General features: G+C 29.4%; 14 protein-coding genes. 5 read left to right on the forward strand and 9 right to left on the reverse strand.

The genetic code is table 11. The annotated features are described in order from the left end of the window. Window positions 1-19: 19 nt before the first annotated feature. From thiI to L1S49_RS06090, 8 genes are all read right to left on the reverse strand, one after another. Window positions 20-1,174: a tRNA uracil 4-sulfurtransferase ThiI gene (thiI, locus tag L1S49_RS06055; protein WP_238903080.1), complete on the reverse strand. Its 1,155-nt coding sequence runs from the start codon at window positions 1,172-1,174 to the stop codon at window positions 20-22. Further along, window positions 1,171-2,310 (reverse strand): cysteine desulfurase family protein, encoded by a 1,140-nt coding sequence (locus L1S49_RS06060; RefSeq protein ID WP_238903082.1) that lies wholly within the window; start codon window positions 2,308-2,310, stop codon window positions 1,171-1,173. Before L1S49_RS06060 ends, thiI begins: the two co-directional genes overlap by 4 nt. Before the next feature lie 150 nt (window positions 2,311-2,460). Further along, window positions 2,461-3,153 (reverse strand): TVP38/TMEM64 family protein, encoded by a 693-nt coding sequence (locus L1S49_RS06065; protein ID WP_238903084.1) that lies wholly within the window; start codon window positions 3,151-3,153, stop codon window positions 2,461-2,463. 216 nt (window positions 3,154-3,369) lie between these two features. Continuing rightward, window positions 3,370-3,807, reverse strand: coding sequence for an ACT domain-containing protein (locus L1S49_RS06070; protein WP_238903086.1), 438 nt, complete (start codon window positions 3,805-3,807; stop codon window positions 3,370-3,372). A gap of 6 nt (window positions 3,808-3,813) precedes the next feature. Then, window positions 3,814-4,704 carry a homoserine kinase gene (gene thrB / locus L1S49_RS06075; protein ID WP_238903089.1) on the reverse strand — a complete coding sequence of 297 codons (891 nt, stop codon included), beginning with the start codon at window positions 4,702-4,704 and terminating at the stop codon, window positions 3,814-3,816. A 1-nt stretch (window position 4,705) separates the two neighbouring features. Then, on the reverse strand, window positions 4,706-6,169 hold the full coding sequence (gene thrC / locus L1S49_RS06080) for a threonine synthase (protein WP_238903092.1): 1,464 nt from the start codon (window positions 6,167-6,169) through the stop codon (window positions 4,706-4,708). Between the two features lie 95 nt (window positions 6,170-6,264). Continuing rightward, the gene (locus L1S49_RS06085; RefSeq protein WP_238903094.1) at window positions 6,265-7,020 is read right to left on the reverse strand and encodes a hypothetical protein; all 756 of its coding nucleotides are present in this window, start codon (window positions 7,018-7,020) and stop codon (window positions 6,265-6,267) included. Further along, window positions 7,021-7,557, reverse strand: coding sequence for a sigma-70 family RNA polymerase sigma factor (locus L1S49_RS06090; protein WP_238903096.1), 537 nt, complete (start codon window positions 7,555-7,557; stop codon window positions 7,021-7,023). A 256-nt stretch (window positions 7,558-7,813) separates the two neighbouring features. Between L1S49_RS06090 and L1S49_RS06095 the strand changes: the two genes are divergently transcribed. The 5 genes from L1S49_RS06095 to L1S49_RS06115 are packed head-to-tail and all read left to right on the forward strand — an operon-like array spanning window position 7,814 to window position 11,178. Beyond that, a complete protein-coding gene (locus L1S49_RS06095) occupies window positions 7,814-8,197 on the forward strand; it encodes a VOC family protein (protein ID WP_238903098.1) in 384 nt (127 codons plus the stop codon). Between the two features lie 21 nt (window positions 8,198-8,218). Continuing rightward, window positions 8,219-8,698 carry a tetratricopeptide repeat protein gene (locus L1S49_RS06100; RefSeq protein WP_238903100.1) on the forward strand — a complete coding sequence of 160 codons (480 nt, stop codon included), beginning with the start codon at window positions 8,219-8,221 and terminating at the stop codon, window positions 8,696-8,698. 17 nt (window positions 8,699-8,715) lie between these two features. Then, window positions 8,716-9,264, forward strand: a complete 549-nt coding sequence (locus L1S49_RS06105; RefSeq protein WP_238903102.1) for a GNAT family N-acetyltransferase — start codon at window positions 8,716-8,718, stop codon at window positions 9,262-9,264. A gap of 58 nt (window positions 9,265-9,322) precedes the next feature. Continuing rightward, complete coding sequence (locus L1S49_RS06110) at window positions 9,323-10,084, forward strand: CPBP family intramembrane glutamic endopeptidase (RefSeq protein ID WP_238903104.1); 762 nt, start codon at window positions 9,323-9,325, stop codon at window positions 10,082-10,084. A gap of 29 nt (window positions 10,085-10,113) precedes the next feature. Next, complete coding sequence (locus L1S49_RS06115; protein ID WP_238903106.1) at window positions 10,114-11,178, forward strand: acyltransferase family protein; 1,065 nt, start codon at window positions 10,114-10,116, stop codon at window positions 11,176-11,178. 82 nt (window positions 11,179-11,260) lie between these two features. Here the strand turns inward: L1S49_RS06115 and L1S49_RS06120 are convergent, their stop codons facing one another. After that, window positions 11,261-11,857 carry a thiamine phosphate synthase gene (locus tag L1S49_RS06120; protein WP_238903108.1) on the reverse strand — a complete coding sequence of 199 codons (597 nt, stop codon included), beginning with the start codon at window positions 11,855-11,857 and terminating at the stop codon, window positions 11,261-11,263.

Raw genomic sequence — 11,857 nt, forward strand, 5'->3', positions numbered from 1 at the left:
TTCACTATTATATTAAATTCTAGAATCTATACACTTCAATATTATCTACAGCTTCTTTAACTAAAGCCTCGATATCTAAAGCTTCTTCTGATTTTCTTATTGGCTCTACTTGTGGTTTTGTTTTAGGATGTTTAGGTACAAATATTGTACAGCAGTCTTCATATGGTCTTATAGATATATCATAAGTTCCTATTCTTCTTGATATATCCATGATGTCTTCTTTATCCATAGATATTAATGGTCTAAATACTGGTCTATCTGCTACATCTGTTGAAACTATTAAACCTTCCATAGTTTGAGATGCTACTTGACCTATACTTTCACCTGTAGATACTGATTGAATTCCTTTTTGTTCAGCCAATTCACAAGCTACTCTCATCATAAATCTCCTCATGATTATTGTAAGCTCATCTTCTCTACATTTCTCTATTATGCCCATTTGAATCTCTGTAAATGGAACTACATATAAATTAACTTTTTCTGTATAACTTGCTAATACTTTTGCTAAATCCTTAACCTTATCTTTAGCTCTTTCTGAAGTATATGGGTGAGAGTGATAATATACACAGTGAAGTTCTACCCCTCTTCTTGCCATCATATATCCAGCTACAGGTGAATCTATTCCACCAGATAACATAAGCATAGTGCTTCCATTAACTCCGTAAGGAAGACCACCTTCTCCTTTTACTATGTCTAACTTAGTATATAGATACGCCTTATCTCTTATTTCAACCTTAACTAAACATTCAGGATCATTTATTTTAACTGAAAGCTCACCTTCATAGTTAGTTAAAACATATCCTCCAACTTCTCTTGAAACTTCCATAGAGTTTTTAGGGAATTCTTTATTAGCTCTATTAGTTTCTATTTTGAAGTTTGATGCTTTAGCTTCTATTACCTTACTTAAAGCTAGTTTTTTAATTTCTTCATAATCTCTTTCTATTTGAGTTACTATACAAACCTGAGTTACTCCAAATACTTTTCTAACTCTACTGCAAGCTTCTTCTAAATCCTCTGAATATACGAACCATCTTCCCATGTCTGTGATGAATTCATATTCTATTCCTTCAAGTTTTTTAGCTATATTCTTTTTTAATAATCTTTCAAATTTGTTTCTGTTTAGTCCCTTTAAAAATATCTCAGGGGCACTTTTTATAAGTAATAATTTTTTCATTTTCTAACTCTCCTTAAAAATAACAATGATTTCTTAAGTGCTTCATTGGATAAATCCACTTCTTCTAATGTATTAAATCTTGAAAAAGAAAATCTTATAGCACCATCTATGTCTTTATAATCTAACCCTAAAGCTTTTAATACATGACTCTCTTTGCCACCTCTTGATGAACAAGCAGAACCTGTGGATACAAATATACCATTTTCCTCAAGGGCATGTAAAAGAACCTCTCCTCTTATACCAGTAAAAGAAACATTTAATATGTATGGACTTATGTTTTCCTTTTGAGGAGAATTTATTTTTATATTTTCTATTCCTTTAAGTTTTTCTATAAAATGTTCTTTTATTTCCCAAACTTTTTTATAACTTTCTTTAATTGAGGCTTGTGCCATCTTTGCTGCTACAACCATTCCCATTACTCCAGGTAAGTTTTCAGTTCCACTTCTAAAACCAGACTCTTGTCCACCACCTGAAATTAGAGCTTTTAGTCTTAGACCTTTTCTTATATAACAAAAACCTACTCCCTTAGGTCCATGAAATTTATGAGAACTTACAGTTAAATAATCTATATTAGCTTTTTTAACATCAATAGCTATTTTACCATAACTTTGAACTCCGTCTACATGAAATTTTGCTCTAGTAGAATTATCTTTAATTATTTTCCCTATTTCTTCAATAGGCTGAATAGTTCCGATCTCATTATTAACATGCATTATGGATACTAATACAGTATTTTTATCTATAAAACCCTTTAGTTCTTCTAAATCAACTTCACCATTTTCATTAAGAGATAATTCATGAACTATTATTCCCTGTTCTCTTAGCTCATTTAAAGCATTTAAAACTGAGGGATGTTCAAATTTAGTTGTAATAATATTATTCCCTGATTTTCCAATTCCTTTTAATATAAAATTATTTCCTTCACTTCCTCCTGAAGTAAAAAATATTTCATCAGAGGTTGCATTTATAGTTTTAGCTAACTCTTCTCTACTAGTTAATAACATTCTTTCTGCATTTAACCCTAACTTATGAAGAGAAGATGGATTTCCATAATATTCTTTCATTCCTACTACTACTGATTCTATAACTTCTTCTGTAGGTGGAGTAGTTGCTGCGTTATCAAAATATATACTCACTCCTATCACCCTTTCTCTATATTACTCTCTTCCTTAAAAAGACTCTAATACAAGATTAATTAAAAACCTTCATTATGTCAAAGGTAAGTTTCATTTAAAATAGGTAAAATCCACTATGAATATATCATAATGGATTTTTAATTAATCTATTTAACTTATTTTTGCTAGTTTTTCCATAAAAAATTTCTTTAACATCATACATATTCCTAAACCTACTACCATTATAACGGATAAAATTATTATAATGTGCATGTTCCCTGTAGCTATATTAGCTCCATAAAAAGAAGATATAACTAATGCTGGCATTCTTCCAAGTGTTGAGTAGATTAGAAAATCTTTAAAACTGATTCTAGATAGAGCACATAAAAATACTGAACTATCCTTAGGTATTCCTGGAATTAAATATATTAAAAATACTATTAAGTTTATCTTTTTAGCATTTAAAAGCTTTTCAAATGGTCGTTTTAACTTTTCAGGTACAACTTTATCCACTAAAGAATTCCCAAACTTTCTTGTTCCAAAAAATAATACTGCTGAACCTAAATTTATTCCTATAATAGAATATAGTGTTCCTAAAAAGGTTCCAAAAATATATCCTCCAGCTGCCTGGGTGACTTCCCCTGGTATAAAGAATATAACTACTTGAGTGACTTGAAGTAAAATAAACATTATCACCCCAAAGTGACCATAACTCTCTATATATAAACTAATTGCTTTCGGATCTTTCATTAAGTTTATTGCTTGAGCTAAACTCTCTCTATAAATAAATCCATAAAAAGAAAGTACAATAAGAATCATAGCTGTAAGAAGTTTTCCCCAATGATTTTTTAATATATTTTTCATTGATAGTCCTCCGTTTTAAGTTTATGATTATATATTATCGTACTTTTCTTAAATATATCTGCTTAAATTCTTAATTAGTTCTTAAATTTATCTGATGTCTAGCCACTGTAACTCTCCAACCCCTATTAAAGTTGGAGATAACAGTGGCACGACCCTAGATAAGTTCAACTAACCTTCAGCGGGAGATTAAAACTCCCTCTGAAGCTAAGTTTCACTTTACTCCATTGCGACAAAATCTACCTTTTCTACTCCATCTACCAAGTATAAATCTTCTAAAAGGTCTGTTGCATCCCCTTCTAAAGAAGTTATATCCATGGTAATACTTACATTTGCTAGATTATTTATAGGAATTCCTTGATCTATAGTTAATATATTTCCACCTTTTTCAGTTAAAAAATTCAATAAACTTGAAAGAACTCCTTTTTTATGAGAAATAATCATATTAAAAGTAAACTTTCTTCCATGACTACTTTCTGCAAATTCAAAAACATAATCCTTATATTTATAATATACACTTCTACTAATTCCAACTACCTTAGCAGCCTCAGTTATTTCCTTAACTTTCCCATCTTTTAATAATCTCTTTGCCTTTAATACCTTTTCAAATACTTCTGGCAAAACCCTTTTATCCACAAGTATATAATTACTATTCATCTTAACTCACCCTTTAATTATTTCGGCCCCTATATTGTTTTCCTTAAGTGTTACAAGTGACCACTCTTTTTCAAACTTAGTCATATGAGCCTTTATTTTATCTTTAGCGGTATCATCCTCTTTCTTAACTATACTCATAATAGTTGGACCTGCTCCGCTTAAAAAAACACACAATGCTCCCAAATCCAAAACTTCTTTAGTTATCTCCTCAAAGTTAGGTATAAGCTTGCTTCTGTATGGTTCATGAAGTTTATCCTTACATGCATACTTTAGCATATCATAATTGCCTAAATAGAAACAACTTAAAGTAAGAGCAGCTTTTCCAACATTATAAACCCCATCCTTAAATGGTATTGTAGCTGGAAGTGCTTTTCTTGCCTTCTCTGTAGATAAAGTAAAACTTGGAATAAATGATAAAAATTCTATTCCCTCTTTTATATCCACCTTATTATAATAAGCTTTCCCATCTTCCATTGAAGAAACTACAATTCCGCCAAAAAAGGCTGGTGCTACATTATCTGGATGCCCTTCTATTTCTACAGACATATTGAAAAGTTCCTCTAAGTTAAAGGGAGAACCCATAAGTTCATTTGCCCCTAAAAGACCTCCTACTATACAACTAGAGCTGCTTCCAAGCCCTCTTGAAATCGGAATATTCTCTTCTAAAATACTTATCTTAAGTCCAGTAGGTTTATATTCAGCTCTATTAAAGCATAACATCATAGCTTCATATATAATATTATCTTTATTGCAGTATTCTTCTTTTACTCCCTCAAACTCTAAGCCTTCTTTAATCTCTTGAAATTCAAACACATTAAAAAGTTCGAAGGCTAACCCCATACAATCGAATCCAGCCCCAAGGTTTGCAGAAGTGGCAGGTACTTTAACCTTAACCATACTACTCACCTACTTTTAATATCTTCTTAAGGATATCTTCCATTTTATCAGCTTCACACTCTAAGTCATGCACCACTGTAAGCTCTCTAAGCTCTTTTAGAGCACTTGGTATCTCTAATGAGGTTTTTTCTGATAAAGTATTTAACAGTTCTAAATCGTCCTTATCTCCAGCTTCTATTCCCAAAGCATTGATTATACTCCTATTAAACTTAAATGGACTTGCAGTAGATGCAATTAATACTTTTTTATCATCACCGGTAGTTTGTGCATATTTTTTGTAAACACTATAAGCAACTGCTGTGTGGGTGTCCATTAGATAATTATCTTTTTCATAAACTTCTTTTATTACTTTATATACTTCTTCTATATCTGAAAAATCTCCATAGAAATCTTTAAGTTTTTCTTCCATAGACTCAGTTATAGAATACTTTCCATCCTTCTGCAGCGAATCCATCAAGCTTTTAACTAAGCTGCTATCTCTATCAGCTATTTCAAATAGAAGTCTTTCAAGATTTGAAGACACTAAAATATCCATTGAAGGAGATTCTGTTAATACAAGTTCCCTATTTTTATCATAAACCCCTTCCTTAAAGAAATCAGTTAATACATTATTTTCGTTAGATGCACATATAAACTTATCTATAGGAAGTCCCATCTGTTTTCCATAGTAAGCAGCTAAAATATTTCCGAAGTTTCCTGTAGGTACAACTACATTAATTTGTTCTCCTTCTTTTATCTCGCCCTGCTCTATAAGTTTAAAATACCCATAAAAGTAATAAACTATTTGTGGTACTAGTCTACCTATATTTATAGAATTTGCAGAAGAAAGTGCTATATTATTTATATCTAATTCTTCCTTTAATTCACTATTACTGAATATAGTTTTTACTCCTCTTTGTGCATCATCAAAATTACCTTCTATAGCTACTACATAAACATTATCCCCTTTTTGAGTTCTCATTTGCTTTTCTTGAACCTCTGAGACTCCATCTTTTGGATAATATACAACTACTTTAAACCCGTCTACATCCTTAAAGCCTTCTAAAGCAGCTTTACCAGTATCTCCTGATGTAGCAGTTAAAATTACTATATCCTTATTAAAATTAATTACTTTTTTAGCTTTTTTCATTATTTGAGGAAGAAACAAAAGTGCTGCATCCTTAAAAGCAGAAGTTGGTCCATGATATAATTCTAAAAACCCATTTTTAACTTCAACATTAAATCTACCAGTATACGCATCTTTAATAGCCTCTTTTAAATCTTCACTCGTTATGTCAGTAAAATATTGCCCTATAATTATTTCAGCTAATTCTTCATAATTATAATTTGTTTTCCCCTTTAACTTTGAATAAACCTCTGGAAAACTCTCAGGAACAAATAGCCCTCCATCCCTTGCAATTCCTTTTAATATAGCCTCTGATGAGGATAAATTACTTTCTAATCCTCTTGTACTTTTAAATAACATTTAATCACCCCAAGTTTACATGATATAACAATTACGTTAAAAAAATTATACCCTGTCCCCTCATAGAATACAAGTGTTTTTTATTTGTAAACATTCTACATTCTTATATTATTAGAAAGCTTTTTAAGATATCGTAAAATCTCTTTATAATTTGCGTTTCTTACAAGAAAATCATATTTCTTTCCATCTCTCATTGTTATTATAGCTTCGGTTTCTAAATCTGGTTCTATTCCACTTATTATTAGTGCTATTAATGCAACAACTCTAAAAATAATCTTTCCCTCAAAACCTATATCAAAATCATATGCCTCAAAAAATCTATTTGAAAATACTCCAAGACCAAATGCCATAGAAACAAATCCTCCAGGCGTTGAGACTATATTTTTAAAGAAATTTTTAATTAAGCCTTTTTTTGATCTATCCAAAACTCTTTTAAATCTTATATTTTTCATTTCTTCCCTTGTATAAATTCTAGTTCCCAAAGCTTTGTTAAAATAATTAGAATTTACTACTATTAATCTTTTATTAGTAATAAACATAATATATCCAAAAGAATAGTCACCTGAAAGCAAGAAAGCTCCTGGCATAAACATACCTAAAAAAGCAGAGTACACTATAGCATCTCTATCGCTTCCTTTTATTACCGCTTCTGTGTATTCACCTTTTTCCATAGTGCTTTCAATAAATTCACCACATTCTCTAAGCGCTCTTCTAGCAAGTTTAGTCTGTACATCTCCACTTATTTTATTAAGCTCATCTTCACTTATTTCTGCCCAATTTAAATAATCATCTATTTCTTCATTGCTATACTCTATTCCATTAAGTTCATTTATTAATTCCGCTTCTAACATCTAAATCCCCTCCAATCTTTCTTTGATTTTCTTTCTTCCTCTGGAAAGTTTATTATAAATATACTCTTTCGATAGGTTTAAATCTTTTGATATCTTCTCCATAGATTCATCTAAAAGATATCTTCTTATAAATATCTCTTTATCCTTTTCCTTTAACTCTTTTATTAAGTTATAAAATCCCTCTTGATCTTTTATATCAATCTCATCTTGAAACTCTTCTTTCCTTAATACCTCTTCTTTAAGTTCTATAACATTATTTTTTTTCTGAATCTTTCTTTTATAATCTATAGCTTTAAACTTAGCAACTGAAATAATAAAGTTAATAAGTTTACCTTTTTCCTCTTTATAAAGATACATATTCTTCCACAAAGTCATAAGAATATCATTAAAACATTCTTCAATCTCCCATCTTTCATTAGAAGAGTTTAGAATCTTATTAATTACACCAAAAATTAGTTTCCCATATTTATTTATTAAATCTTCTATAGCCTTAGGGTCTTTTTCAATAATCTTTTGGACTATTTCCTTATCCTCCACACTATCCCCTCCTTTTACCCTATATACGAAATTGTCATAGCTACTTATATCATTCTACCAAAATTTTCTCAACAGATTTACTAAAAATCTAGATAAATTGGGCTTAACCCGCATGGAAACTATATATAGTTATATAGATATATAGTTTTATAGATGAAAGTAGATTTTAAAATAATTTTAATGAAACTTAAAAATTCTTCTACAGTATCACAGTGTATGGTACAATTTGTATATTAATTAATATAGGAGGTCTGTTATGAAATCAGAAATTAATCTTATTACAATTTGGACAGATAACTTTAAAGAAATGAAAAATTTTTACAACGAAGTTCTTGGTTTTAAAATTAAAAATGAACTTGATAGCTATGTAGAATTTGAAAATCCAGGAGCACGATTTGCTATTTGTACTAGAGAAGTTATGTTTAGTCATAGCAGCAAATATAAAGAGAAAGCTACTGGTCAGTCTTTTGAGTTAGCTTTTCCATGTGATAACCCTACTGATGTTGATGAATCTTTTAAGAAATTAATTTCTCTTGGCGCAACACCTATACATGAACCAGAAAATATGCCTTGGAATCAAAGAACAGCCTTATTTTCAGATCCTGATGGAAATATTCATGAGATATTTGCTGATCTATAGTCATAGAAAGGTATGATGCATATGAGAGATTTAGATATTGCAATTGAATTAAGAAAACAAGGTAAACTACAAGAGTCAAACGAACTTTTAATTCTTCTTGTTAATTCTTATCCAGATAATCCTACTATAAATTATCAATGTGCTTGGAGCTTCGATGTTTTAGAATTAGAAAAAGAAGCTGTAAAATATTACGAAAATGCCATATCACTTGGTCTTGAAGGGGAAGATTTACAAGGCGCAATTTTAGGTTTAGGCAGTACCTATAGAACTATAGGAGAGTATGAAAAATCTAAAGCTATTCTTAAGATGGGTTTAGATAAATTCCCTCATGACAGAAGTATTCAAATCTTTTACTCTATGACTTTATATAATTTAAATGAACATTCAGAAGCTATGAAAATTTTATTAGAAAATTTGGCTGAGACTTTTTCTGATGAAAATATTAAAAGTTATAAAAAAGCCATATCATTTTATTCCGACAAACTAGATACTATTTTCTAATAATTAGGAGGCTTATGATGTTTATTGAGAATAAATTAATTACTAATAAAAATTTGACTTGGACTCTTCGTTGTCCAAGAATATCAGATGCCGAAAAGCTATCCACTTTAAGAGTTAAAATAGATGGAGAAACTGAATATCTCGATAGAGAAGCTGGGGAAAACTTACTTACTAAAGATGACTTTGAAAAAATAATTGCTGAAGACAACTCCTCTAATACAAGTTTATTTTTACTTGCAGAAGTTGAAGGACAAATTGTAGGGTTTTTAAGATGCGCTGGAAATACCTTGTCAAGGTTTAGACATAAAGCAGAGTTTGGAATATGTATATTAAAAAATTACTGGGGTTATGGGATAGGTAAAATATTAATGGAAAATATGCTTAAATGCATGGACGCTTCGGAAGTTAGGAAAATCAACCTAACTGTTGTTGAATCAAATGAAAAAGCAATTCAAATGTATAAACAATTTGGTTTTACTATAGAAGGATTGCTTATAAATGACCGTATACATAAGGATGGAAAATATCATAATACAGTTATAATGGGAAGATTTTCAAATAAGTAAGCACTAAATTATATAGTTAAATTATAAAAAAATATATATTACAAGGAGACTTAATTTTATGAAACAAAAAAAATCAGCAGGAAAACCTATCTTATCTTCAATTATATGGGGAGTCGCATTAACCTTCCTGGTTAGTGTTGCGTCAGCAATATCAGTAATTCTTGAACTTAGTGATATTGCTACAAGAATTACTCAAACAAGCGCATATTTAATAATGGGTATTATACTTATAATTAATATGACAAGTAAAGAAAAGTCTTTAAAATTGTTTGGATTTAAGAAACTCAATATTTCTAACACAGGAAAGGTACTATATTACATTCCTCTATTAATTATTGCATTAGTTCAACCAATAATGGGTGGTCTTAATTTTAAATTAACTTTAATGGACATACTAACTATAATAGTATTTACTTTTTTTGTTGGATTTACTGAAGAATCCTTATTTAGAGGCATTATTAAAGAAAAGTTAAAATCAAAAAGTACAAGCTTTTATATAGTTTTCTCTTCAGTACTTTTTGGAATTCTTCATATGGCAAATGCATTTAGCAATGTTAATATACTAAATGTTATACTTCAAGTAATAAATGCATTTCTAATTGGTCTTATTTTATCAGAACTTATAGCTATTGAGTTTAATATTATTCCACTTATCGCTTTCCACTTTATATATGATGCATTAGCTATGATGACAAATACTAATATTGATGAAACCCCTACTCTTATAGTCCTAGATATACTATATGCAGCTTATGCAATTTATCTTGGTACTAAGTTAAAAAACAAAGATAATCTATCAAAAAACAATCTACCTGCATAAAACTTATTCACATAACAAGGAGGAAATACATGAGAAAATTCTTTTTAGATAATATTAGGTGGATAAGCATTCTATTGCTTTTTCCCTATCACACTTTCATGATTTATAATAACTGGGGTGAAAACTTTTATGTTAAAAGTTCTGGTGTATCTATTTTAAGTGCCTTTATCCAAGGTACTTCTCCTTGGTTTATGCCTTTATTATTTGTTATAGCGGGAATAAGTTCTAACTATGCACTTAAGAAAAGAACTCCTAAAGAGTTTATAAATGAAAGAAGAGCAAAATTATTAAATCCTCTTCTTTATGGAATTTTATTTATAGTTCCTATTCAAACCTTTTTTGCTGAGAAATTTCATAATGGATATACAGGAAGTTATTTTTACCAATATATATTATTTTTCACAAAGTCAACTGACCTAAGTGGATATACTGGTGGTTTTACTCCTGCTCATTTATGGTTTATTTTCTATTTATTCATCATTTCACTTTTAGCTATTCCTATTGTGACTAAATATGATAAAAGCAATATTAGGTTGAAAATTGCTAATCTATCAGTTATTAGATTGATTCCTCTCTTTATATTTCCTTTATTTATGTCACTACTCTTAGATATAGGTGGTAAAAGTATAGGAGAATTTTTGGCTTTATTTCTCTTAGGATATATGGTCTTATCTGAAGATAGCATTCAAGAAAAACTTGAAAACAATAGGTTTATTTTATTTATAAGCTTTATTATATTAACAACATTAAATCTATTAATTATATACCTTTGGAAGGTTAATATTGGAATACTTCATGATGTTTTTATTAGAATTATTGCTTGGATTGGAATCTTAGGAATTATCGGTATGGGAAAACATTATTTAAATTTCTCAAATAACATTACTAAGTATTTTTCTAAAGCTTCTTTTCCTATTTATATTTTTCATCAATCTTATGTAATATTAGTAGGTTATTACTCCCTAAAAATATTTTCCTCAACCTTTACTCAAGTTATTTTTATAATTTTAGGAAGCTTCATATTAACTATGATTACTTATGAAGTTTTTAGGAGAGTATCTCTTTTGAGAAATATGTTTGGTATTAAAAAGTAATCACAGCTTATTTTATTTAGAAGCCTTAAATAAAACAACCTAGGATTGTTATCTTTATCAACAATTCCAGGTTGTTTTGTATCTATACTCTATATTCTTTTAAAGTACCTTTTATATCTTTACTCTTCATCAAAGTACTCATTACAGCTATTCCCTCACACCCTGTATTTTTAACTTCTTTAACATTGCTTGGCAATATTCCTCCTAAAGCTATAACTTTACAAGAAACCTCTTTTTTAACCTCACTAATAAAGTCTACTCCTTTTGGCTCTAGTCCCTTTTTACATTCAGTGTTAAATATATGAGAAACCAAAACATAACTAGCCCCTTTTTTATCAGCTTTAATAGCCTCTTCTAAACTATGAACTGAAACACCTACTTCTTTAAAACTATAAATCTGCTTATTATCTACCCTTATAAACTCTTGAAAAGGTAGATGGATTCCGTAAGCCTTAAGTTTTATTCCACCCTCTATATTTGAGTTTAATATAAGTTTTGTCTTATTTTCATCTATAACTTCTTTTATCTTATTCCCTAACTTAACTAAATCATCCAAACCTAAATCTTTTTCTCTTAGTATTATATTATCTACTGCATTTTCTGAGCATTCTTTAATTACTTGTAAGAACTCCTCTTCATTACTTACGAGTTTTCTATTAGTTATTAAATATATTTTCAT

Origin of the sequence: Clostridium sp. YIM B02506 (assembly GCF_022324845.1) — a bacterium.
In the GTDB taxonomy this organism is placed as follows: Bacteria; Bacillota; Clostridia; order Clostridiales; family Clostridiaceae; genus Clostridium_T; species Clostridium_T intestinale.